At 63.8% G+C, this 24,373-nt stretch carries 22 protein-coding genes; 15 read left to right on the top strand and 7 right to left on the bottom strand.

Features of this window, described 5'->3' with window-relative positions; genetic code table 11:
- The gene (locus F8A90_RS15275) at positions 1–450 is read right to left on the bottom strand and encodes a PACE efflux transporter (RefSeq protein ID WP_200017822.1); all 450 of its coding nucleotides are present in this window, start codon (positions 448–450) and stop codon (positions 1–3) included.
- 141 nt (positions 451–591) lie between these two features.
- On the opposite strand from F8A90_RS15275, the gene F8A90_RS15280 reads away from it, so the two are divergent.
- Positions 592–1,518, top strand: a complete 927-nt coding sequence (locus F8A90_RS15280; RefSeq protein ID WP_107335951.1) for a LysR family transcriptional regulator — start codon at positions 592–594, stop codon at positions 1,516–1,518.
- 6 nt (positions 1,519–1,524) lie between these two features.
- Here the strand turns inward: F8A90_RS15280 and trmB are convergent, their stop codons facing one another.
- Positions 1,525–2,214 carry a tRNA (guanine(46)-N(7))-methyltransferase TrmB gene (trmB, locus tag F8A90_RS15285; protein WP_054557238.1) on the bottom strand — a complete coding sequence of 230 codons (690 nt, stop codon included), beginning with the start codon at positions 2,212–2,214 and terminating at the stop codon, positions 1,525–1,527.
- Positions 2,215–2,693: 479 nt separating this feature from the next.
- Between trmB and F8A90_RS15290 the strand changes: the two genes are divergently transcribed.
- From F8A90_RS15290 to F8A90_RS15305, 4 genes are all read left to right on the top strand, one after another.
- Positions 2,694–4,568: a beta-ketoacyl synthase gene (locus tag F8A90_RS15290; RefSeq protein WP_200020076.1), complete on the top strand. Its 1,875-nt coding sequence runs from the start codon at positions 2,694–2,696 to the stop codon at positions 4,566–4,568.
- Between the two features lie 241 nt (positions 4,569–4,809).
- On the top strand, positions 4,810–5,319 hold the full coding sequence (gene coaD / locus F8A90_RS15295) for a pantetheine-phosphate adenylyltransferase (protein WP_043334599.1): 510 nt from the start codon (positions 4,810–4,812) through the stop codon (positions 5,317–5,319).
- A 10-nt stretch (positions 5,320–5,329) separates the two neighbouring features.
- Positions 5,330–5,587 (top strand): YfhL family 4Fe-4S dicluster ferredoxin, encoded by a 258-nt coding sequence (locus F8A90_RS15300; protein ID WP_043334597.1) that lies wholly within the window; start codon positions 5,330–5,332, stop codon positions 5,585–5,587.
- Positions 5,588–6,112: 525 nt separating this feature from the next.
- Complete coding sequence (locus F8A90_RS15305) at positions 6,113–9,043, top strand: sensor domain-containing diguanylate cyclase (RefSeq protein ID WP_200017824.1); 2,931 nt, start codon at positions 6,113–6,115, stop codon at positions 9,041–9,043.
- Between the two features lie 104 nt (positions 9,044–9,147).
- On the opposite strand, the gene F8A90_RS15310 is transcribed toward F8A90_RS15305, so the two are convergent.
- Positions 9,148–9,429 carry a hypothetical protein gene (locus tag F8A90_RS15310; protein WP_233593359.1) on the bottom strand — a complete coding sequence of 94 codons (282 nt, stop codon included), beginning with the start codon at positions 9,427–9,429 and terminating at the stop codon, positions 9,148–9,150.
- A gap of 284 nt (positions 9,430–9,713) precedes the next feature.
- Here F8A90_RS15310 and F8A90_RS15315 point away from each other — a divergent pair, with 284 nt between their 5' ends.
- The 4 genes from F8A90_RS15315 to F8A90_RS15330 all read left to right on the top strand — a co-directional run bounded on the left by F8A90_RS15315 (position 9,714) and on the right by F8A90_RS15330 (position 14,770).
- On the top strand, positions 9,714–11,048 hold the full coding sequence (locus F8A90_RS15315) for an MATE family efflux transporter (RefSeq protein ID WP_200017826.1): 1,335 nt from the start codon (positions 9,714–9,716) through the stop codon (positions 11,046–11,048).
- A gap of 168 nt (positions 11,049–11,216) precedes the next feature.
- On the top strand, positions 11,217–12,527 hold the full coding sequence (locus tag F8A90_RS15320; RefSeq protein ID WP_200017828.1) for a short-chain fatty acid transporter: 1,311 nt from the start codon (positions 11,217–11,219) through the stop codon (positions 12,525–12,527).
- 272 nt (positions 12,528–12,799) lie between these two features.
- Complete coding sequence (locus tag F8A90_RS15325) at positions 12,800–13,324, top strand: acyl-CoA thioesterase (protein ID WP_166018658.1); 525 nt, start codon at positions 12,800–12,802, stop codon at positions 13,322–13,324.
- 114 nt (positions 13,325–13,438) lie between these two features.
- On the top strand, positions 13,439–14,770 hold the full coding sequence (locus F8A90_RS15330) for a methylated-DNA--[protein]-cysteine S-methyltransferase (RefSeq protein ID WP_200017830.1): 1,332 nt from the start codon (positions 13,439–13,441) through the stop codon (positions 14,768–14,770).
- Positions 14,771–14,783: 13 nt separating this feature from the next.
- Here F8A90_RS15330 and F8A90_RS15335 read toward each other — a convergent pair whose 3' ends face one another.
- The gene (locus F8A90_RS15335) at positions 14,784–16,235 is read right to left on the bottom strand and encodes an aminotransferase-like domain-containing protein (protein ID WP_200017832.1); all 1,452 of its coding nucleotides are present in this window, start codon (positions 16,233–16,235) and stop codon (positions 14,784–14,786) included.
- Positions 16,236–16,392: 157 nt separating this feature from the next.
- Here F8A90_RS15335 and F8A90_RS15340 point away from each other — a divergent pair, with 157 nt between their 5' ends.
- From F8A90_RS15340 to F8A90_RS15365, 6 genes are all read left to right on the top strand, one after another.
- Entirely contained in the window at positions 16,393–16,995 is a 603-nt protein-coding gene (locus F8A90_RS15340; protein ID WP_176677998.1) for a LysE family translocator, read from the top strand.
- Between the two features lie 144 nt (positions 16,996–17,139).
- Positions 17,140–17,745: a glutathione S-transferase family protein gene (locus tag F8A90_RS15345; protein WP_166018654.1), complete on the top strand. Its 606-nt coding sequence runs from the start codon at positions 17,140–17,142 to the stop codon at positions 17,743–17,745.
- Positions 17,746–17,789: 44 nt separating this feature from the next.
- Entirely contained in the window at positions 17,790–18,233 is a 444-nt protein-coding gene (locus F8A90_RS15350) for a GNAT family N-acetyltransferase (protein ID WP_153636581.1), read from the top strand.
- An 86-nt stretch (positions 18,234–18,319) separates the two neighbouring features.
- Positions 18,320–18,724 carry a DoxX family protein gene (locus tag F8A90_RS15355; protein WP_325096925.1) on the top strand — a complete coding sequence of 135 codons (405 nt, stop codon included), beginning with the start codon at positions 18,320–18,322 and terminating at the stop codon, positions 18,722–18,724.
- Positions 18,724–19,308 carry a DNA-3-methyladenine glycosylase I gene (locus F8A90_RS15360; protein WP_200017833.1) on the top strand — a complete coding sequence of 195 codons (585 nt, stop codon included), beginning with the start codon at positions 18,724–18,726 and terminating at the stop codon, positions 19,306–19,308. Before F8A90_RS15355 ends, F8A90_RS15360 begins: the two co-directional genes overlap by 1 nt.
- Before the next feature lie 50 nt (positions 19,309–19,358).
- Complete coding sequence (locus F8A90_RS15365; protein ID WP_200017835.1) at positions 19,359–20,474, top strand: metal-dependent hydrolase; 1,116 nt, start codon at positions 19,359–19,361, stop codon at positions 20,472–20,474.
- A gap of 85 nt (positions 20,475–20,559) precedes the next feature.
- Here the strand turns inward: F8A90_RS15365 and F8A90_RS15370 are convergent, their stop codons facing one another.
- The 3 genes from F8A90_RS15370 to F8A90_RS15380 all read right to left on the bottom strand — a co-directional run bounded on the left by F8A90_RS15370 (position 20,560) and on the right by F8A90_RS15380 (position 24,230).
- Entirely contained in the window at positions 20,560–21,879 is a 1,320-nt protein-coding gene (locus F8A90_RS15370; RefSeq protein ID WP_192839147.1) for a sodium ion-translocating decarboxylase subunit beta, read from the bottom strand.
- A gap of 70 nt (positions 21,880–21,949) precedes the next feature.
- Complete coding sequence (oadA, locus tag F8A90_RS15375; protein WP_200017836.1) at positions 21,950–23,776, bottom strand: sodium-extruding oxaloacetate decarboxylase subunit alpha; 1,827 nt, start codon at positions 23,774–23,776, stop codon at positions 21,950–21,952.
- Between the two features lie 187 nt (positions 23,777–23,963).
- A complete protein-coding gene (locus tag F8A90_RS15380; protein ID WP_166018649.1) occupies positions 23,964–24,230 on the bottom strand; it encodes an OadG family protein in 267 nt (88 codons plus the stop codon).
- Between the last annotated feature and the right edge of the window lie 143 nt (positions 24,231–24,373).

The following is a 24,373-nucleotide window of genomic DNA, read 5'->3' on the forward strand; positions in this document are numbered from 1 at the left end:
TCACCTCGTATTGTGGGGTGCCAGCTGCTGCTCACGCGCGGCCTTGCGCGCCAGCAGACGACTCATCACGGCATCGAACAGCGGATTGAAGATCATGGCCCAGACCAGGAAGAAGGCAACGAAGCCCAGATCCAGCAGCAATGCCTGCCACAGCCCCAGGTCGAGCCAGGCGGCCACGATGAAGACGGTCACCAGTACCAGGCCGAGCTCGAAGCCGAGCGCCTGAACGATGCGCTGGATCGCGCTGCGCTGGCGGGTCGGTACCCAGCGATCGAACATCCAGTTCCAGACCGTACTCCAGATTACCGCCAGTGTGGACATCACCACCGCCAGACTGCCCATGCTCGCCAGGTCATGCCCCGTGACCAGCGCCGACAGCGGCGCCACGAGCAGGATGCCGCCCAATTCCAGCAATCCTGCCTGGGCCAGACGTTCTTTCTTGGAACGCATGTCATACCTCCTCTCGATCACCGCGTGTGATGCCGGATGGGCTGGACGACGCGGATGGAGGAGGCATTCTAGAGAGATACAAGATGGTTTAAAGTTGGTATCCATCCATTATTCAGATGGATCAAGGCGCGAGGCGAGGCAATGAACTGGACACTGGAGCAACTGCAGACACTGCGCTGCGTGGCGGAGACAGGCTCTTTCTCGGCGGCAGCGCGCCGTCTGGGTCGCGCGCAGTCCGCGGTCAGCACCGCCATCGCCAACCTGGAGCTGGACCTGGGCTGCGAGCTGTTTGATCGCGGCCCTCGCACGCCGGTGTTGACGCCCGCGGGCGAGGCCATGCTGCATGAAGCCAACAGCGTGCTGATGCAGTGCCAGCGCCTGGAGGCACGCGCCCGCACCCTCAGCCAGGGGCTGGAAGCCAGCCTGACGCTGGCGATCGATGAGGCGCTGGTGGAGATGCCGCCGGTGATGGCGGTGCTGGAAAAGATGGCGGTGCAATATCCGACGCTGACGCTGAATCTGCTCAATGGCGCGCAGGATGAGGTGGCCCGCTGGGTGGAGCAGCACCAGGCCAATCTCGGCATCCTGTTCTATCAGCCGCTGGGGGTCATGGCGCTGGAACGCGAGGCATTGGGGCGACTGGAGCAGGTGCTGATCGTGGCACGCGATCACCCGCTGGCCCAGCTTGAGAGCCCGACCCACAGTGACCTGGCCGATCACCGCCAGCTGATGATCGGCCAGCGTCAGCAACTGGAGCCCGGCCACGAGGGGCCGCGTTCACAGCGCTTCTGGCAGCTCAACAGCTTCTATGCGATGGCTGAGCTCACGACGCGCGGACTGGGCTGGGCGCAGGTTCCGCGCCATATCGCCCACTACCCGCCCTTCCAGCAGCGCCTGAAGATTCTGGACTTGAGCGCACTGGGCGCCACTGCCGACATCGATATCGAACTGATCTCGCGTCGCGACAGCCCTCGTGGCCCTGCGGCCAGCTGGCTGCGCCAGTCCCTGCGCGACACCTTCCACAACAGCCACGCCGCTATCGCCAACCAGAACCTGCCACCGGCGTGATTCGCGTCAGACCTGCAGCGGGTAGCGCTCGGGCGTGTGTTCCAGCTGGCATTCGAGTCGCCACAGCGCCTGGCCAGACTCGTGATACTTGCGCTCGAAGTGCGTCAGATAATCGCCCTGCGGCTCGAAGGCGTGCGCCGTCACCTCGACACCGGTGGCATGCCCGATGGCCTGGGCGAATTCCCGGGCGTAGATCTCCCAGTTGGTGCGCAGCTCCAGCTGGCCGCCCAGCGCCATGATGATCGGGAATACCGGGTGGCCCTGCCAGCGCATCTTGAGATGGCGCGCCTTGGGATAAGGATTGGGGTACAGCAGGGTGTGGTGCGCAGGTGCCCAGCCCGCAGCGAGCGCCAGGCGCCAGAAGTCGACGAGGTCCGCGCGCACCAGCAAGGCGTTGTCCGGCAGCTCGCCATGCTTGCGACTGAGACGGTCTTCGCTGCGGTCCACGCCGATGACGGCATGATCCGGATGCGCCAGTGCCAGTTGACGCGTCGATCGCCCGACGCCGCAGCCACTGTCCAGCCACAGGGGCTTCGCCTGAGCCGACAACCACTGTTGCGCTTGCAGGAACGCTTCGCGGGTATGCTCCGCCACGGGTTTGCGCAGCGGGTGCGCCATCGCACGGCGCACGCGACGCTCGATATCCTCGTGGGGGCCGGTCTGGGGAGAATCGATCTGGCGGGAGTTGGCGTACATCAGCAGTTCCGATAGCAACGGGCAGGAAAATCACGCGCGGAGTCTAGCAGATACGCCTGTAGCGGGCTGCGCCATGTGGCGTACAGCCCATCTGATACTGTCGGTGCAGGAAGGCCTGGACACAAAAAAAGGCGCCTGCCTCGCGGCACGCGCCTACACCAACTCAAACAGCCACGACAGAATGGCAGCTTGCCTCCCGAAAATCAAACAAACGTTTAATCACGATCCTCCCCGAGGCATGACGAGCACAAAAAGAGACCAATGGGACTCGCACTGAGTGCAGAGATATCGCACAGTGTTCGCAGCAAGCGCTCGCTGGCGCGCCCGCGTGGAGGCGGGGGTGCATGACGCCTGTATTGAGGGGGTGTTATCATCCGCCCATCATTTGGACGAATATCCGCAGAGGTATCGCCCAGACCAACGACTCACAGTATTTTTACGAGGAAAGCGGCTTGTCACACTTACCGGTGATCGTCGGCATGGGCGGCGTCAATGCCGCCGGCAGAACTTCGGGCCATCAGGCGTTCCGACGCACGGTGCTCGACTCCCTGCCGGAGACAGACCGTCAAGAGACCCTGCTGGGTCTCGCGTCGCTCATGAACCTCGCCCGCTGCGATGATCAGGGCCAGTGGTTCGATGCCGAAGGCCAGCCCGCCGAGGCTCAGGCGCTTGCGGAGCGTCTGGCAGACCAGGTGCTGTCCCACACCCTGATTCGTCGCATTGAAGACGAGCGCTTCAACGCGACCGGCATACCTGCCAACCGTCAGTCAAAGCTGACGCTGGGCCAGGACCTGACCTTCACGCTGCGCAGCCGCCAGCTGCCGGAACAGCCGCCTGCCGACTGGCAGATCCGCGAGCTGGACAACCGTCATGTCGAAGTCACGGTACCGGCCGGCGAATTCGATGTCCTGCTGCCCGATCATCGTCAGGCGCTGGTGCGCGCCGCGGGGCAGCTGCCCAGCGGCTTCGCGCCGGAGCAGCTCTATCGCAGCGTGCATCACCCGCGCGGCCTGTCGATGACCATCTTCGGCGCCAGCGATTGCCTCGGCGACAGCGGCCTGGACTGGGATGCGCTGCGCGATAGCCTCGATCCGGACGATATTGCCGTCTACGCCGGCAACTCCATCGGCCAGATGGATGCCGAAGGCTGGGGCGGACTGATGAAGTCCTTCGTGGCCGGCGAGCGCGCCACCTCCAAGCAGATGCCGCTGGGCTATGCCCAGATGCCCGCCGACTTTCTCAATGCTTACGTGCTGGGCAATGTCGGCGGCGCCGGGGCCGCGATGGGCGCCTGTGCCAGCTTCCTCTACAACCTGAAGCTGGGCCTGAACGACATCCGCAGCGGCCGTCGCCGTGTGGTGATGGTCGGCACCGCTGATGCGCCGATCACGCCGGAAGTCATCGAGGGCTTCCGCAGCATGGGTGCCCTGGCCGATGACGAGAGCCTCAAGGCCCTCGACGCGCTGGAAGTGCTCACCGACAGCGATTACCAGAAAGCCTGTCGCCCGTTCGCGCGCAACTGTGGCTTCACCATCGCGGAAGCGACCCAGTTCGTGATCCTGATGGCAGATGATCTGGCGCTGGACACCGGTGCTCGCATCATCGGCAGCGTGCCGGACGTATTCGTCAATGCCGACGGCTGGAAGCGCTCCATCTCGGCACCCGGTGTCGGCAACTACATCACCCTGAGCAAGGCGGTGGCGCTGGCGCGCGATATCGTCGGCGATGAAGGCGTGCGCCAGCGCAGCTTCGTGCACGCCCATGCCACCTCCACGCCGAAGAACCGCACCACCGAATCCCACGTGCTCAATGAAGTGGCTCGCGCCAACGACATCCAGTCCTGGCCTGTGGTGGCGGTAAAATCCTTCGTCGGCCACAGCCAGGGCAGCGCCGCGGGTGATCAGGCGGTATCGGCGCTCGGCAGCATGGCGGCCGGCATCCTGCCGGGTATCCCGACGCTGGATGCCATCGCCGATGACGTGCATCACAGCCACCTCGACATCCGTCGCGAGGCACGCGAGTTCGCAGCAGACGTCGCCTTCATCAATGCCAAGGGCTTCGGTGGCAACAATGCCAGTGGCGTGGTGCTGTCGGCAGACGTCACCCTGAAGTTGCTGGCGGCGCGACATGGTGAGGAGGCACTGGCCGCCTGGCGTGAACGCAGCGGTCTCTGCGAACAGCGTCGCGCCGACTATCTGGACAAGGCACAGCGCGGCGAATTCACGCCGACCTATCGCTTCGGTGAAGGCGTGCTTGAAGGTCCGGAGCTGGAGATCACGGATCGCGAGATCCGTATCCCCGGCTATGCGAAGCCCGTCTCGCTCAAGGTCGACAACCCCTTCGGTTCGCTGTAAGCCAGGCTCACTGCAAGATCGGCTCGCTGCAAGACCGGCTCGCTACCCCCCGGGGTGCGCACTCGGTGACGAATCCCCTCCCGCGACTGGCAAGCCGCGCGAGGGGTTCTACACTCGGCGTACCGGGGGAGCCGGCGGCGCGACAGCCACTGCGTCCCGGTCTGCTGCGGCTCCTCATCCTTCGTCGTCCACTGCAGCCGGTCACCAGGCTGATCCGCTGCCGACAGAGCTCGAGTTCGTCATGCCCAAGAACATTGCCGTCTATCCCGGCACCTTCGACCCGATCACCAATGGCCATACCGACCTGATCGAGCGCGGCGCCCGCCTGTTCGACAAGGTGGTGGTCGCGGTGGCTTACAGCCCCAGCAAACGCCCCGCGCTGCCGCTGGAGATGCGCATCGATCTGGCACGCCGGATTCTGGCGCATCTCGACAATGTCGAGGTCATCGGTTTCAGCTGCCTGCTGACAGAGCTGCTTGAGCAGCAGAATGCGCGTATCATTCTGCGCGGCCTGCGTGCGGTCTCCGATTTCGAATACGAACTGCAGCTGGCCAACATGAACCGGGCCCAGGCACCGCACGTCGATAGCCTGTTCCTGACCCCGGAATTACAGAACTCCTACATTTCATCGACCATCGTGCGCGAGATATCGCGTCATGGCGGTGATGTGTCGCGTCTGGTGCATCCGCTGGTGGCCGAGACCCTCGCCCGGCATTTCTCCGCTACCGACGACGACACCGCCACAAGCTGAGGACAGCATCATGGCCCTGATCATCACTGATGAGTGCATCAACTGCGACGTCTGCGAGCCGGAATGTCCCAATGGGGCCATCTCGCCGGGGGAAGAGATCTACGTCATCGACCCGGACCTGTGCACCGAATGCGTCGGACACTTCGATGAGCCGCAATGTCAGCAGGTCTGCCCTGTCGACTGCATCCCGCTCGACCCGGCCAACAAGGAAAGCCAGGAAGAGCTGATGGACAAGTACCACATCATCACGGCCGCACTCGGCAACTGATTGCCGCCTGCTACGCTCCGGCAGCCGTCACGACGATGACGTGGCCCGTACTGCGCCACATCCGTCGTGACGGCCGCTGCTTGCGTCTTGCCTGACACCTCCTGCCTTCTCCGCAAGCCCTCTCTATAAGCCCTTTCCTCAAGCCGTTTCCTCAAGCTCGACCCTGACAGGCGCTTCAGCGCCAGACTCGCCAACGCGGCGCCTCTTGCTGCAAGACACCAACGGGTAACGTAACCGACTGGCATTAACACCGACTGGCAAAGACGTCGGCTGTTAACACACCTCGTTCTCGATCAAGCACTCCCGCTGTCCCCGTCATTGCCTGCTCCCGCCGCCCCCTGCTGGCGCCAGTGCTGACGCGAGAAAAGGATCGCGGCTGCCTGCTAGCGGCCCCTGCCTAAATGGCTACGCAATCAATACCAAGCGCTACGTCAGGTTATTTTCTGTTAGGGCAATGTAAACAATCTATTCTATCCTGTAGTAATAAAGTCACCGATCGTACTCTTACACGCGCACGGATTGCCCATGTCCTCTCGCTCTCTCTCTACCGTTCTCAAGCGCCCTTTCCAGGGGACACGCATCCAGCTGCCCAATGCCGGCACGGGGATGCTGCTTGTCATGCTGGCGATCATGGTGGCCTTGATCGTGGTACCGCGTCCGCAGCTGTTCACCTCGGTCGGACAGTACCTCGTCCCGCATTCACTGCTGGAAATGGGCGCGATACTGGTCGCTCTGATGTCTGCCGTCTCCATCTTCCAGGGGCACCGTCGGACACTGCCGACCAGCTTTCTGGTCATGGGCTGTGCCTTCATGCTCTCCGCCTTCTTCGACATGGTGCATATCTTCAGCTATGACGGCATGCCCGACTTCGTCAGCGAAGCCTCCGTCAGCAAGGCCATCCATTTCTGGCTGGCAGGGCGAACCGCCTTCATTATCGCGCTGCTGGCTCCCTGCCTGCTGACTGCCCGCCCCGTTCCGAGCCGCTATCTGCCCGTGGCCTTTGGCTTGACGCTCGCCATCGGGCTGGTGGTGAGCTGGATAGGCCTCTTTCATCTGGACTTCCTGCCAGAGACCTTCATCGTCGGCAGCGGCCTGACCGCCTGGAAGATCGGCTACGAGTGGGCCCTGGCGCTGAGCGCTGCGCTGGCCGCGGTACTTCTGCTCGGCGCGCGCCGACTGCCTGAAGGCACCAATGCCGGCTGGCTGGCGGTCGCGGCGCTGGCCACGGGGATATCCGAGCTGTGCTTCACGCTCTATGCCACTGCCTTCGATGTCTTCAACCTGCTCGGGCACCTGTACAAGGTGGTGGCCTACGCGATGATCTATCACGCCATCTATTCATCACGCATGGTCTACCCCTATCAGCAGCTGCAGAAGATGAGCGATGCCCTGGGTGAGGCCGAACAACGCTGGCAGTTCGCGCTGGAAGGGTCAGGTGCCGGCGTCTGGGACTGGAAGCAGGATACCGATCATGTCTTCTACTCTGCGCAGTGGAAGGCGACGCTCGGCTTCCAGGAACACGAGATCGGCAGCAGCTTCGATGAGTGGAAGTCACGCATCCATCCGGATGACATGCCGCGTACCCTCGACGACCTGAAACAGCACTTTGAAGGTCACAGCGCAGAATATCGCAACGAGCACCGCATGCTGACGCGCAACGGTGAGTGGAAGTGGATTCTCGATCAGGGACGCGTGGTGGAACGTGCCGAGGATGGCAGGCCCCTGCGCATGATCGGCACTCACAGCGACATCGACTGGATCAAGGAGCAGCAGCAACGCTTGATAAGCAGCCGTGCCCGCCTGCGCTCCATCTATCATTCCGCCCCCGTGGGCATCATCGTCGCCGACCGGGATGGCACCATCGCGGACGCCAACTCGGCCATGCATGCCCTGCTGGGCAAGAGTGATGCCGAGCTTTTCCAGCAATCGCTGTGGGGGCTGTTCTCACTGGACGAGATCAGTCGCATGAAACGTGCCTGGGGCCAGCTGCAACGCGAGGGCGGCAGCTTCCAGGACGAATATCACATGCAGACCGACACGGGTCAGATGTTCTGGGCAGAAGTCACCCTCACGCCGTTGGAGGGCGAAGAGCGCACCCTGGTATTGATCAACAATATCGAGGACCGCCGTCGCGCCATCGAGCTGCTCGAGGAGAACGCGACCCTGTATCAGGAAGTCTTTAGCACCGGCAACGCCATCAAGCTGCTGATCGACCCGGAGCTTGCCGAGATCATCGATGCCAATCCGGTCGCCGCCGACTTCTATGGATACAGCATCGGCGAGATGTGCGGCATGCCATTGGGCCGTATCAACGTGCTGGCCAGCCAGTCGCTCTCCAAGCGCATCCGTGCGGTCGTCAACCGTACCGACAACCACTTCGAGGCCAGCCACCAGCTTGCCAACGGTGAATTGCGTGATGTCGAGATCTTTACCGGCCCGGTGGACCTGAACGGCCGCACCCTGCTGTTCTCCATCGTTCACGACATCACCGATCGCAAGCGTGCCCAGCGCGACCTGCAGGCTGCCAACCTCAAGCTGTCGCGACTCTCCGAGAGCCGCAGCCAGATCCACCATCTCGCGGAATGCCTGCTGACCTGTTCTCAGCTCGATGAGATCATCACCCAGCTCAACGTTCGTCTGCCCAGCCTGTTCGCCGGCTGCGAAGGCAGCGTGACCCTGCATGACCCGAATGACATCAATCAGACGATGCATATCAACTGGGGAACACCGCCCACCGACGCTCGTCATCTCAAACAGACGCTGACGGTCGGGGATGGCCAGGTGGGAGAGTTCGTGCTGCTGATCCCGCCGGAAGAGGATAGCCTGGAACGCCTGCAGCCCCTGGCGGAAGATGTCAGCCACCTGGTGATGCTGGCACTGGCCGACCTGCAGTTGAAGCGGGGTCTGGCACATGAGGCACGCAAGGACACGCTGACGCGCCTCTTCAACCGCCGCCACCTCGATGAGGTGCTACCCCAGAAACTGGCCGAGGCCAGCATCGGCAACCCGCTGTCCCTGGTGGTGATGGATCTCGACCACTTCAAGCAGGTCAACGATACCTACGGACATGAGATGGGCGATCAGGTCCTCACGCGCCTGGCCAACCTGATACGTGAGTCGCTGCGCAGCTCCGATGAAGCCTGTCGCTACGGGGGCGAGGAGTTCGTGATCCTGATCCCCGGGGCCAGCGCAGCGGTGTCACGCGCACGCGTCGAGGCCATTCTCGAAGCCTTCCACGAAGAAGTCTTCGAGCATGAGACACTGGGGCCGCTGACCGGCTTGAGCTTCTCCGCCGGAGTCGCCAACGCGCCGCATGACAGCCAGGCCACCGACGCGCTGTTCAACATGGCCGACAATGCGCTCTACCAGGCGAAGCGCGCTGGACGCAAACGCGTGCTGTGCTTCAACTCACTGCCGCCCGCAGCCGATAGCCACGCCAGGCAACCCGCGCACTGATCGCCGCTCTCACCGTCCTTCAGATACGACAACGCCGACCCTCGAGGTCGGCGTTGTCGTGTCCAGCCATGAGCGGCGCGCGCTCACCAGCCGCGATCAGGACATCAATCCCAATCGACACGCGTGGTCTTGCAGCCCAGACAGCGAGCGAAGGTCGCCTGCGCCGGGGTCGCGACCAGTACGCGCGCCGTCTCATCGATATTCTGCCCCATGGCCGCGAAGGGAGCCGACACGACAAAGATGGCAGCACCGACGACGGTCGTGGCCAGCAACAGTGGACGTCCGATGAGGGCATCGGCCACCATCATGCCTGCACTGGGCGTATCATCGCCCTGCTCGCTGGGCAGCTCGATGGCCTGCACCGGCGTCGCCAGCACCAGCATCATGCCAGCTGCTGCAAGGCCAGTGCGCAATCGCGTGCTTCGCTGAAGTATCGTGCGTTTCATAGTCAGTTCCCTTGCGTCCGGACGCTCCATGCGTCCCTATTATGGGTCTTCGCGCCAGTGAATCTCTCGGCTGGCGCATGGCAAGCCTTGCCATCAAGTCACCAGAACTAGATTAGCGCTCTAGCGCCATTACGCCCAGCCCTGCCAAGCCTTATCCTGATCAACGCCATGGCTCGCCGACCGCTCCCGGCCGACGTTACCTTCACCCTTCATTCGGACCCATCATGCCCGTCCCCTCCCTGAAGACCGCCACACTGCCTTCCGCCGATCGCCATATGTGGCGCCTTGCCTGGCCCATCATCCTTTCCAACATTTCCGTGCCGTTGCTGGGGCTGGTGGATACCGCCGTGGTCGGGCATCTCGAGGACGCGGTGTATCTGGGGGCGGTCACGCTGGGCGCTGTCCTCTTCAGCTTCCTGTACTGGGGTTTCGGGTTTCTGCGCATGGGCACGACCGGCATGACGGCACAGGCCCATGGCCGGGGAGACCACGATGGCCTGCGCACCTTGCTAGGCCAGGGCATCGGGCTGGCACTGGCCATCGGGCTGGTGTTGATAATCGCCGGCTCGCCGCTGATCACTCTGGGACTATCGCTGATGGAGGCCAGCGAGACCACCCGCGCCCTGGCCCATGACTACGCCAGCATCCGTCTGTGGTCGGCTCCGGCGGTGCTGATCAACTACGTGATTCTGGGATGGTTCCTGGGGCTGGGGAATTCGCGCGTCACGCTCGGCATCCTCGTGCTGACCAATGGCGTCAACATCCTGCTCGATCTGGCCTTCGTGCCCGGGCTTGGCATGACCAGCGATGGCGTGGCGCTGGCCAGCGTGATCGCCGACTACTGTGCGCTGGCCACGGGCCTGTGGCTGGTCGCGCGCCAGCTCAGACGCATGCCGGGGCGCAGTGATCGCGCAGCACTGCTGTCTATCTCCGCCTGGGGCACACTGATCCGCGTCAATCAGCATCTGTTCGTGCGCACCTTGTGCCTGCTGGGCGCGACGGCCTATTTCACCTCGCAGGGAGCCAGCTTCGGGGATGATGTTCTGGCGGCCAATGCAGTACTGCTGCAGTTCGTGATGATGACGTCCCATGCATTGGATGGCTTCGCCCAGGCGGCGGAGTCAGAGGTCGGGCGAGCCGTCGGCCAGAACGACTGGCAACGCTTCGCACGCAGCGTGGGGGCGGCGACCCGCTTCTCCCTGATCACCGCGACAGCGGCCAGCGGCCTGCTCTGGCTCTGCGGACCGGCGTTGATCCACCTGCTGACCGACATTCCCGAAGTCCGCGCCCTGGCCACCCTCTATCTGCCCTGGATGGTCGCCATGCCGCTGGTCGCGGTGTGGAGCTACCTGCTGGACGGCATCTTCATCGGCGCCACGGCGACGCGTGAAATGCGCAATACATTGGTGATATCTCTGTTGGCCTTCATCGGCCTATGGCCACTGCTCGAGGGCTTCGGCAACCATGGACTGTGGCTGGCCTTCCTGTTGTTCACCAGCGTGCGCTCTGCGGTGCTCGGCGGCTACTACCTGCATCATCGTCGCCATCATTGGCGCTGATGCCTTGCCAATTGGAGACTTCAACAGGTTGATGCAGCGCTGAAAGGCTTGCCGCTGGCATTGGCGTGCCACTCGACCATCGCGCGATATTCTCCTGATAGCGAATGGACTAATGTGAGCGTGCCAACCCGTTTCCCATACTGATAAAAAGCCAACAGGGACTCTCACATGCTGCAATCGCTATCACGGCCAGCCGTCAAGCTGGTTGAGCGCTATCTGCCTGACCCCTATATCTTCGTCTTGTTGCTGACCGTCGTTGCAGCGGCAGCCGCCATGCTCATCGAACAGCGCTCCCCCGCCGAGGTGATGCGCTATTGGGGCGACGGCTTCTGGAATCTGCTGACCTTCTCGATGCAGATGCTGCTGGTGTTGATCTCAGGCTTCATGCTCGCCAACACCCCGCCGGTGAAGAAAGGCCTGGCCAGCATCGCCTCGCTGGCCAGAACGCCCGGCAGCGCCATCATGCTGGTCACCTTCGTGTCGCTGATCGCCAGCTGGATCAACTGGGGCTTCGGGCTGGTCATCGGGGCACTGTTCGCCAAGCAGCTGGCCAGGATGATCAAGGTCGATTACCGCCTGCTGATCGCCAGTGCCTACTCCGGTTTCGTGATCTGGCATGCGGGCATCTCGGGCTCGATTCCGCTGACCATCGCTACCGCAGGCCACTTCACCGAAGACAGCATCGGCATCGTGCCCACCTCGGACACCATCTTTGCCTTCTTCAACATCGCCATCGTCGCGGCGCTCTTGATCATCATGCCGCTGGTCAATCGCGCCATGATGCCCTTCGAGAAGGAAAGCGTGTACGTGGACCCGGCCCTGCTCGAGGAGAAGCACACCGAGATCAGCGACCAACCTCGTCCCGCCGAGCGTCTCGAGAACTCGCCGATTCTCGCCTGGGTCGTCGGGCTGTTCGGCCTCGCCTGGCTGGTGGATCACTTCGTGATCCGTGGCGGCGGGCTGAACCTGAACGTGATCAACTTCAGTTTCCTGTTCCTGGCCATCGTGCTGCATGGCACGCCGCGCAAGCTGCTGGACAGCCTGAATGAAGCCATCAAGGGTGGCGCAGGCATCGTCATCCAGTTCCCCTTCTACGCCGGCATCATGGCGATCATGGTGCAGTCGGGACTGGCCGCCACACTGTCCGAAGGCTTCGTGTCGATTGCCACCGCCGACAGCCTGCCGTTCTGGTCCTTCATCAGTGCCGGTATCGTCAATCTGTTCGTGCCTTCCGGTGGCGGCCAGTGGGCCGTGCAGGCACCGGTCATGATTCCCGCCGCTCAGGCATTGGGTGCCGACCTGTCACGCGTCGCCATGGCCGTCGCCTGGGGCGATGCCTGGACCAACATGCTGCAGCCCTTCTGGGCACTGCCGGTGCTCGCCATCGCCGGCCTCAAGGCCAAGGACATCATGGGTTTCTGCCTGGTGCAGCTGCTGGTGACCGGCATTATCATCTCGCTGGGTCTGACGCTGCTCTGATACCTGCCTGACAGCGGTGTCAGCTAGTCTTTTCAGCCAGCCATTCAGATAGCCTGGCTGATGATCCCGCAAGCCCCTTGCCCCCACAGGCGACTGTGGGGGCAAGGTCGTTTATAGATAGCTGATATGCCGCTCACGGGGTGCCAAGACGTCACGAATCCCGCAGACTAGCCATTATCCCTCTCTGCGCAACATGCCAGAGCCATTGCTTCACCTGAGAGCCCCTGACAGCTCCCACTCACCTGACAGGCCCGTGCCTGAAGGACGCCCCCATGAGCGAGAACCAGCCAGAACAGACCGCCCTCAACGAAGCTCTGCCCGGCCAGCATCAGTTGATCATGACCGAGCTGATGACCCCCGACATGGCCAACTTCAGTGGCAAGGTGCACGGTGGCGCCATCCTCAAGAAGCTGGATGAAGTCGCCTACGCCTGTGCCAGTCGCTACAGCGGCAGCTACGTCGTCACTCTGTCGGTGGACCAGGTGCGCTTCAAGCAGCCGATCCACGTCGGCGAGCTGGTCACCTTCCTGGCCTCGGTCAATCATGTCGGCCGCTCCTCGATGGAGATCGGCATCAAGGTGGTCGCCGAATCCATCCAGGGTCGCCTGATCCGCCATACCAACAGCTGCTATCTGACCATGGTCGCGGTCGACACCAACGGCCAGCCGGTGCCGGTGCCGCCGCTCAACCTGGAAACCCAGGAACAGAAGCTGCGCTTCCACAAGGCCGCCATCCGCAAGAAGCTGCGCAAGCAGGCCGAAGAAGAAGAGAAGCGCCAGGAATCCCTCGAGTTCTGAGCGACTCCCGGCAAGCGCTGCGAGCGCGATCCTGACAGTCAGCACAAGATACGGAGTGCACCGCCCCGAGCGTATGGCGATACTGATCGTGAACCTTGCACAGCGAGATGAACGATGACATCAGTGTCCGGCGAAAAGACAGCGGCAGGGATGACGGCACCACCTGCCGCTGGCGGCGCTCAAGGGTGCGATGAGGCCATCTGGCAGCGTCTGCTGGCGCGCCAGCCGATCGCCGGGGAGGCGCTGCGCTACGGCGTGATCACCACTGGCATCTTCTGCCGTATCGGCTGCCCATCCCCAGCGCCACGCCGCGACAACCTGCGCCTGTTTGCCGACGCCCACGCGGCGCGAGCCGCGGGCATGCGCGCCTGTCGGCGCTGTCATCCTGAGCAGTCCGACAAGCCTGATCGCCCTCAGGTCGACGAGCAGACTCGCCATCCCGCCAGCGCCACGTCTGGAGCACCGACGATGCCGGAATCGAACGCCTCATATTCATGCGCCTCCATTGCCGCCCGCTCGACACCTGCGAATGCTGACTCCCCCCCCGCCTCGCCCTGGCCACTGACGGTGTGTCGGCAGCTGGAACAGGCCGTCGCCGCAGGCGAGCCCACCCCGACACTCGCATGCCTGGCTGCGGAGCACAGGATAAGTGCCTCGCATCTTCAGCGCCGCTTCACGGCACTGCTGGGCCTGTCACCATCCGAGTATTCGGCGGGTCTGCGCCAGATGCAGTTCCATGCGCTTTTGGAAGAGGGCCATGGCGTGACCGAGGCGATCATCGCCGCCGGCTATCGCTCCAGCAGCCGTGCCTATGCGCGCAAGGATGGCATCACGCCCAGAGCCCGTCGTTCTGGCGGCCAGGGAGAAGACCTGCTGGCATTGCATTGGCCATGTCGCTTCGGTGTCCCTGAGCAATCCTGCTGGCTGAGCGCAGGACTCAGCGCGCGCGGCGTGGTCGTCATACAGCTCAGTGACAGTCGTGAGGCAGGCCAACAGGCGCTGGAAGCACGCCTGCCCAGAGCCAGTTGGCAGCAGATGGAGGCAGAGACAGACGGGCAGAACGGCAACGCTCACGCGGCCAGTCGCCTGCTGCATGCCTCACTGGGGGCACGGCTGCTCGCCCTGTGTGAGCAACCGGATACCAGTCATGCGCTGCTGCTCGAACTGCCGCTGGATGTGCGTGGCACCGCCTTTCAATTGAGCGTCTGGCAGCAGCTCAACGCCACCGTGTGCGGCGATACCCTGACCTACCGCCAGCTGGCCGAGGCGCTCGAGCGGCCGACCGCCAGCCGCGCCGTCGCCAATGCCTGTGGTGCCAACCCGCTGGCTCTGCTGACGCCTTGCCATCGTGTGGTGCGCGGCGATGGCGGGCTCGGCGGCTATCGCTGGGGCGTGCCGCTCAAGCAGGCCAGATTGGCGCAGGAGTCCGTCACCAGCAAGGAGTGAGCGCGGCGAAGCGCTAGAGCGTCATGGGGCGCAGCGCAGGCGGCGCCTGCAGCTGCTCGCGCACGATGCCCAGCGCATGGGTCAGCGCCTCACGGCTCTCGGCAGCGCTCAGACACAGCCGGATGGCCTGCGGCGGCGGCTCATTGCCGACACAGAAGGGCTCGGCGCTGGTGACATGCACACCCCGCCCGGCCAATGACGCGACCATCGCCTGACTACGCTGCCCTTCCGGCAACTCGAGCCACAGATCGAACGAGGACGGCCGCGCCGCCGGCGCCCACTCCGCCAGCAGCGTGCAGGCCAGTTTCTGGCGCGCGCGCATCTCCTCCATCTGCCACTCCACCAGCTGTGTCGCGTTGCCGCTGGTCAGCCAGGCGCAGACCGTTTCCATCAACAGCGGCGCCACCATCCAGCTGTGGCTGCGCAGCACTGCGCCGATGCGTGTCAGTACCTCCACCGGCGCTCGCAATACGCCCAGGCGCAGGCCGCCGGCCAGCAACTTGGAGGTGCTGAAGACATACAGGGTGCGCTCCGGCGCCATCTGATAGAGCCGCGTGCCGCACTCCTCGTCGGGCAGATACTGCACCCCATCTTCCAGAATCCAGAAGTCATGCTGGCGCGCGAGGGCGACCAGGGCCTCGCGCCGTGCATGAGACAACTGCGCCGCGCCCGGATTGTTCTGCTCGGCCATCACATAGACCATTCTGGGCGCCTGCTGACGGCACAGCCGCGCCAGCGCCTCGACGTCCATGCCGTCCTCGTCCAGCGGCACCCGCAACAGTTTGAGGCCACGTTCGGCGCTGGCGACGATCAGCCCGGGATAGGTCAGCGCGCCAGTGACCACGGCATCCCCGGGCGCCAGCAGCGCCGACAACGCCAGCGTGATGCCATTCTGGCCGCCCTGGGTCAGCATCAGCTCCTCGGGGTCGACGGGCATGCCGAGCTCGCCCATCCAGCTTGCCAGCAACTGACGGTGGCTGGCGTCCCCGAATTCGTTCTGATACTCGACACTGCGCTGCAAGGCCTCGGGCAACTGGCTGATCGCGGCCAGCGCCGCCGCCATTCCCTGCTGCCGCGCGGGGTGAGGCGGTGGCAGGCTCATGGTGAGATCGATCACGCCGGACGCTGCCGGCAGCGCCCCTTCCTGCTCTGCCGCCAATCCATATGCCTTGCTGGCACGCAGGGCATGCCCGAAGCTGCTGAAGGATCCATGCGCGCTCCGGTTGGCGCCGTTGATGTAGGTGCCGCTCCCGACACGCGCCGATACCAGGCCACTCCGCTCGGCCTCGGCGTAGCCTCGCGTCACCGTGCCGATGGTCACGCCCAGCGCGTCCGCCAGTCGCCGCTGAGGCGGCAATCGCTCGCCTTCCTTGAGTTGACCCGAGGCGATATCGAGGCGGATGGCCTCCGCCAGCGCACGGTAACGCGGCATGGCGGGGTCTAGGGTCGGAATCCACATTGTCATGGTGACAAAAAACCTGTTGACGGTAATTGTCATCAGATTATGCTCAAAACATGCCGCCAACAAGCCACAAAACACGCGAATGTGCCGGCACCTGCAAATTGAACCCATACAATCATACGAGCCACCTCGACAACGCCCACCACGCTGAAGGACACCCATGGAATCCCTCGCCTTTCTGGCCCCCGCCACGCTTTTCATGCTGTCGATGACCCTGACGCCAGGCCCCAACAACGTGATGTTGACGGCCTCGGGGGCCAACTATGGTTACTGGCGCACCCTGCCGCATATCTTCGGCATCCTGATCGGCTGCCTGGTGCTGTTCATCGCCATCGCGCTGGGGCTGGGGCTGGTCTTCGAGCGATATCCCATCGTGCAGACGCTGCTGAAGGTACTGGGCAGTGCCTACCTGCTCTATCTGGCCTGGAAGATCGCCACCGCCCCGCCCCCTGACTTCGCCAGCCAGCAGGATGCACGCCCGATGACCTTTCTCGCAGCGAGCCTGTTCCAGTTCGCCAATCCCAAGGCCTGGGTGATGGGCATGGCGCTGATGGCGAGCTTTCTGCCCGAGGAAGGCCCGGCACTGCTCAACGCCGTATTGCTGGCAGGCTTCGCGGAGCTGGTCGCGCTGCCATGCATTTCGCTGTGGGCGGGCTTCGGGACCGCCATCGGGCGCCTGTTGAACACCGAGCGCGCCTGGAAGATCTTCAACCGCGTGATGGGCGTATTGACCGCTTCCTGCGTGGTGATGATCCTCGGCTGATCCTCGGCTGCCCTTCGGCCTGCGTCCGGAGTACACGAATGACGCCAGAGCGTCGAACACTGTTCGAATAATCACTGTTCATGCGGGCGAGGTTGGTTAGACTGTCGAGACGCCAATTCCACGCTCGCACAGGACGCCCCCTGCATGCTGACACTCTACGGTGATCGCCGCTCCGGCAACTGCTACAAGGTCGAGCTGCTGCTGCACCTGCTCGAACGCCATCATCACTACATCGAGGTCGACATTCTGGCCGGCGACACCCGCACGCCGGAATTTCTGACCCGCAACGTCAATGGCAAGATTCCGCTGCTGGAGCTGCACCGCGGCGAGACGCTGTCAGAGTCGAACGCCATCCTGAATTATCTCGCCGATGGCAGCGACTACCTGCCGAGTGACCCCTTCCTGCGCGCCAAGGTGCTGCAGTGGCAGTTCTTCGAGCAGTACAGCCATGAGCCGTACATCGCCACCGCCCGCTTCATCAACCGCTACCTCGGCCTCCCCGATGAGCGCCGCGCCGAGTACGCCGCCAAGCAGGAGGGCGGCAAGCGCGCCCTGCGCGTGATGGAGCACCACCTCGCCGAGCATGACTGGCTGGTCGGGGAGCGATTCACGATCGCCGACATTTCCCTTTATGCTTATACGCATGTTGCCGATGAAGGCGGCTTCGCGCTGGATGACTATCCCGCCATTCAGGCGTGGCTGGCACGTGTCGCGGCGCAGCCTGGGCATTTCGATATCCCGAGGGACTGATAGGATATGGCATCCCCGACGACCGCCGTTTGCCAGGACACACGATGCCAACCTTGACCTATCGCCCAATGACACCGGAAGACCACCCTGCCTTCATCGCCATGATGGAGGCGACCCCGGGAGTGGTCATCCGCGATGCCGACCGCCATGCCCCTGTCGCCCGCTATCTGGCGCGCAACCCCGGCATGAGCCACCTGGCCTTTCTCGATGAGCGCCTGGTCGGCTGCGCCATGGCGGGCCATGACGGCAAGCGCGGCTATCTTCAGCATGTGATGACGGCGCCGGACATGCGTGGCCAGGGCATCGCCAGCACGCTGGTCGACCGCTGTCTGGCAGCCCTGGCCTGCGAAGGCATCGACAAGGTGCATCTGGATACCCTACACGACAACCATGACGCTCATCGCTTCTGGGAGCGCCTTGGCTGGTCCAACCGCAATGCCGAGATCGTGCGCTTCTCGCGCATTCTGGTGGACAACCCCAATGCCTGAGACAACCGCCTTGTATCCCGACGACCGCTAAGCAAGCCCGACGACTACTGAGCAAGCCCGACGACCGCTGAGCAAGGAGCTCTATCGTGCAATTTCTCGAAAATGACGACCTCGGCAAGCTGATACTGCGCCTGATGCTGGGCCTGCTGTTGCTGTTTCATGGCCTCTCGAAATTGCTTGGTGACGGCGGCACGCTGAGCTGGATCGCCGGCGAGCTCGAGAATCTGGGCATCCCGGGCGTGGTGGCCTATGGCGTCTATATCGGCGAGATCATCGCGCCCATCATGCTGGTGCTCGGCGTGCACTCACGCATCGCGGGCCTGATCGTGGTCGCCAACATGCTGTTCGCCTTTGCCGTGGCGCACATGGGCCAGCTGTTGAGCGTGTCGCCCTCCGGCGGCTGGGCGCTTGAACTGCAAGGCTTCTTCCTCGCCAGCGCTCTGGCCGTCGTCTTTCTCGGCAGCGGCCGCTTCGCGGTACAGGAGGACTGATGGCCGACGTCGTCACCGCCAGCACCTATTGCGAGAATGCTCCCCAGCACCCGATTCATGGCCCATATCATGACCATGAATACGGCTTTCCGGTCAGCGATGACCGAGTGCTGTTCGAACGCTTCGTGCTCGAGATCAATCAGGCCGGCCTCTCCTGGCTGACGGTACTCAAGAAGCGCGCGGCCTTCCGCGAGGCCTTCGAGGAGTACGACATCGCGCGCATCGCCGCCTACGGGGACGAGGATCGCGCGCGCCTGCTCAGCAATGCCGGCATCATTCGCAACCGACTCAAGATCAATGCCGTGATCCACAACGCAGGCGTGGTGATGCAGCTCAAGGATACCCACGGCAGCTTCAGCGCCTGGCTGGATACCCATCACCCACAACCGCTGTCCGCCTGGATCAAGCTGTTCAAGAAGACCTTCCGCTTCACCGGCCCCGAGATCGTCAACGAGCTGCTGATGAGCTGCGGCTATCTGCCCGGCTGTCATCGTGATGATTGCCCGGTGCAGGCACGCGTGCTGGATGCCGGACCGCGCTGGGCCGAGCCGGGCGCCCTGGCAGCGATCCGCGCAGATGACTGACGCCTTAACCCACGACTCCCGCCCTCTTCTTCCTCACAGGTAGCCCACGCATGGACTCCCTTACCCAGATCTGTCTCGGAGCCGTCGTTGGCGGCGCCGTCATGACGCCGGCCATTCGTCGCCTGCCCAGCCCGAAACGCGGCGCGGCCATCCGCTATGCACTGCTCGGCGGTGCGGCACTCGGCACCCTGCCCGACCTCGACGTGATGATCGACTACGGCGACGCGGTCGCCGATTACACCCATCATCGCGGCTTCAGCCATTCCCTGCCGGTGCTGGCGCTTTTGGGCATCGTGCTCGGCTGGCTGCTGGCGCGCCTGCCACGTCTGGCGAGCCTCGGCCGTGGCCGGCTGATCGTCTACTGCGTGCTGTGCCTGGTCACCCACCCGCTGCTGGACAGCTTCACCACCTACGGCACCCAGCTGCTGTGGCCGTGGCCCAGCCGCCCCATCAGTCTGGCCAGCGTCTTCATCATCGACCCGCTGTACACCCTGCCATTGCTGATCACCGGCCTGTGGGTGGCGATTCGTGGTCGCGCCGGGCACCTGTTGAGCGCGGGTCTCATGCTCTCGAGCTTCTATCTGGGCTGGGGGCTGGCCGCCAAGAGCTGGGTCGAACATCGCGTGGCGCCGCTGCTGGCCAGCCAGGGCTTCGCCGACGCCCCGCGCATGGTGCAGCCGACTCCCTTCAACAGCCTGCTGTGGCGTGTCAGTGCGACCACACCGCAGGCGGATCATGAATGGATGGTCAGCGTGTTCGACTCCGACGCGCAGCTGGCGTCTCTCGCACGCCGCGATTTCCCGCGCCAGCCAGCGCTGGATGCCGAGGTCGCGAAGCTGGAGGATGGCCAGCGTCTGCGCTGGTTCGCGGCGCCCTATCTGCGAGCGGAACGTGAGAAGACGCCACAGGGAGAGACCTTGCTGGCCGTGACCGATACACGCCTGGGCTCGCCCGGCTATCACCCCTTCCGCTTCGCTCTGGCTCGCGAGACCTCGGACGGGGACTGGCAGGCGTTGCAGGACAGCCAGCGGCTGCCCAGCCAACGCGTCGATCGCGCCGCTCTGCTGAGCCTATGGCAAGCCATCCATGACCCGGCATCCCGCATGCAGCCGAGCCAACGCACCGTCTCTATCACGCCCTCCCGTCCCTCGGCCGAGACAAGATAAAGCGCCGCTGATGAAGGCCCCAGATACGACAACGCCCGCCATGATAGCCATGGCGGGCGTTGTCGTATCAGTGCTGCAAAGACGATCAGCCGAGGTACTTGATCATCACCCCCGCGGCAACCGCCGAGCCGATCACGCCGGCCACGTTCGGCCCCATGGCATGCATCAGCAGGAAATTGTGCGGGTTGTACTCGAGCCCGACCTTGTTGGAGACACGCGCCGCCATCGGCACCGCCGAGACACCGGCCGACCCGATCAGCGGGTTGATGGGCGTCTTGGAGACCTTGTTCATCAGCTTGGCCATCAGTACCCCGCAGGCCGTGCCGATACCGAAGGCGACCACGCCGAGGGCCAGAATGCCCAGCGTCTCCACCGCCAGGAACTTGTCGGCCTGCAGCTTGGAGCCTACCGACAGTCCCAGGAAGATGGTGGTGATGTTGATCAGTGCGTTCTGGGCGGTATCCGACAGACGCTCCACCACGCCACACTCGCGCATCAGATTACCGAAGCAGAACATGCCCAGCAGCGGTGCGGCGTCCGGCAGCAGCATCGCCACCATGATCAGCAGCACCAGCGGGAACAGGATCTTCTCGGTCTTGGACACCGGGCGCAGCTGGGTCATGACCAGGCTGCGCTCCTTGGCGGTGGTCAGCGCGCGCATGATCGGCGGCTGGATCATCGGCACCAGTGCCATGTAGGAGTAGGATGCCACGGCGATCGCGCCCAGCAGCTCCGGCGCCAGCAGACTGGCGACATAGATGGAGGTCGGGCCGTCCGCACCCCCGATGATGCCGATGGCCGCCGACTGTTGCAGGCTGAAGTCCATCAGGCCCATCGAGGTCAACGCCACTGCGCCCAGCAGGGTCGCGAAGATGCCGAACTGTGCCGCCGCGCCGAGGAAGAGGGTCTTGGGATTGGCCAGCAGCGGGCCGAAGTCCGTCATCGCGCCCACGCCCATGAAGATCACCAGCGGCGCGATGCCAGAGGCGATCGCCACGCTGTAGAAGCTGTAGAGCATGCCGTTGGAGAAGCCGCCATCCAGCGCCATGTTGCTGGCCTGCTGCTTGAGCGCGGCGGGAATCTCGCCATGCAGCGCCTGCTCTACCGCGTGGCGTGCCTCATCCAGCGGCAGGCTGGCGATGTTGACGTTGAGCAGATTGGCCATCGAAGCCAGCAGCTCCGGCTTGCCGAGATGGGCCGCCTGCTCGGCGGCAGATAGCGCCAGCCCAGCTTCCGGGATGTTGGCCAGAATGCCGCCGAAGCCGATCGGCACCAGCAGCAGGGGTTCGAAGTTCTTGCGGATCGCCAGATAAAGCAGGCCAAGGCCGATGACGATCATCGCCAGCTGGCCGAAGCTCATGTTGTAGAGCCCCGAGCCGTGCCAGAGGTTGAGTATCTTGTCCATGTCGTGTCGCCTTGCAGAGGAGCATCACCGACCGGCCCGCCGTGCATGACGACGGGCCGGACACACCGGCTCAGAGGGTGATCAGAACGTCGCCGACACTGACACTGTCGCCTTCCTTGACCTTCACCGCGGAGACGGTACCAGCCTGGTGGGCACGGATCTCGGTCTCCATCTTCATCGCCTCGAGGATGATGACCACATCCCCTTCGGCCACGCTGTCACCGACACTGACATTGACCTTGAAGATGTTGCCCGCCAACGGCGCACTTACCGGCTCACCGGAGGCGGCCTGAGCGGCAGGTGCCGCTGCGGCTGCCGGAGCTGCTGGCGCGCTGGCCTGCACCTGGGTGATGTCTCCGCCTTCAGCGACCTCGACCACATACTGCTTGCCGTTGACGTTCAGGGTGTAGGTCTGCGGACCGCTGGACGCGGCAGGAGCACTGACGGCCGGAGCACTGGAGACCGGCGCTGCGGCGGCCTTGGACGCCTTGTCATCGACAGCCTGCGGCGCGGGCTCGAAGGCATCTGGGTTGCCACGGTTGCGCAGGAACTTGAGGCCGATCTGCGGGAACAGCGCGTAGGTAAGCACGTCATCGGTCTCGCGCTCGCCGCCTTCCAGCGTGATGCCTTCTTCGCTGGCCTTGCCCTTGAGCTCCTCACGCAGACGCTCCATCTCCGGCGTCAGGTTGTCTGCCGGGCGGCAGGTGATCGGCTCGGCGCCTTCCAGCACGCGGGACTGAAGCTCACTGTCGAAGGGCGCCGGCGCCGCGCCATATTCGCCCTTGAGCAGCGCCTGCACTTCCTTGGAGATCGACTTGTAGCGCTCGCCCATCATCACGTTCATCACCGACTGGGTGCCGACGATCTGTGAGGTCGGGGTCACCAGCGGGATGTAGCCCAGGTCCTTGCGCACACGCGGAATCTCGGCGAGCACGTCATCCAGCTTGTCACCGGCGCCCTGCTCCTTGAGCTGGCCTTCCATGTTGGTGAGCATGCCACCCGGCACCTGGGCAACCAGAATACGCGAGTCGATACCGCGCAGGCTGCCTTCGAAGGCCGCGTATTTCTTGCGCACTTCGCGGAAGTAGGCCGCGATATCCTCGAGCTTCTCGAGATCGAGCCCGGTATCGCGCTCGGTACCCGCCAGCATCGCGACCACGGATTCCGTCGGGCTATGGCCGTAGGTCATCGACATCGAGGAGATGGAGGTGTCGACATTGTCGATGCCCGCCTCGATGGCCTTGAGGGCCGTGGCGGTGGAAAGCCCGGTGGTGGCGTGGCACTGCATGTGGATCGGGATCGACAGGCTCGCCTTGAGGCGCGAGACCAGTTCATAGGCGGTGTACGGCGTCAGCAGGCCCGCCATGTCCTTGATCGCCAGTGACTGGGCGCCCATGGACTCGATCTTCTGTGCCAGCTCGACCCACATCTCCAGAGTGTGTACGGGGCTCACGGTGTAGGAGATGGTGCCCTGGGCATGCTTGCCCTGATCCAGCACCGCCTTGAGCGGACGCTCGAGGTTGCGCGGGTCATTCATGGCGTCGAAGACACGGAAGACATCGACACCGCTGATCGCGGCACGCTTGACGAAGGTATCCACCACATCATCGGCGTAATGACGATAGCCGAGCAGGTTCTGGGCGCGCAGCAGCATCTGCTGCTGGGTCTTGGGCATCGCTTCCTTCAAGGCACGAATGCGCGCCCAGGGGTCTTCGCCCAGGTAGCGAATGCAGGCGTCGAAGGTCGCGCCGCCCCAGCTCTCCAGCGACCAGAAGCCGATGTCGTCCAGCTTGGCGGCGATCGGCAACATGTCATCGAGGCGCATGCGCGTGGCCAGCAGTGACTGATGCGCGTCGCGCAGTACCACATCCGTGATGCCCAGCGGTTGCTTGTCCATGAGTGATCCCTTGTTCTTTATATTGTGGATATCGAGTTCTGCGCGCGCTGCAGGCAGCCTGTTGCGTCAGCCTGAAGCACAGAATATTGCACTCGGGGGGAGGTCTACCCACCGTACTGCTCGTGATAGAATCGCCGCCTGCTATTCTTGGCAGTGGTCAGACGCTATCGGCGAAGCCGCGAAAGCGTCAGTGCCGGTGCTGGTCCTGCCGGAAGCGATGAATCGCCGCGGCCATGACGGCCGTCAGTTCGCTGTCGTCCTCTGCCGCAGGGGCCGGGGAAGCCGGCGCCCGCGCAACACCTGGCGCTGCGGGCGCTGGTGCGGGCGCGAAGCGATCCACCAGCTTGGCCATCGCCATCATGGCGACCACCAGCAGACTTAGAAACACGAACACGAACCCCATCCCGAACACCATCAGGTTCAAGCCTTCACCGAGCAGATCATTCTCTTGCATGCCAGTGTCCTCGAGTCTTTCTCGTTATCGAGCCGCACTACGGCGCAGCGCCTGCGCTGAACGCCAATGTCTTCGGTCACGCCGGACACGGCACGACGGATAGGCTCCGCCGCCGATAGCCTCTGTCGGTATGCCCATGCAGC

Origin of the sequence: Cobetia sp. cqz5-12 (assembly GCF_016495405.1) — a bacterium.
Lineage (GTDB): Bacteria > Pseudomonadota > Gammaproteobacteria > Pseudomonadales > Halomonadaceae > Cobetia.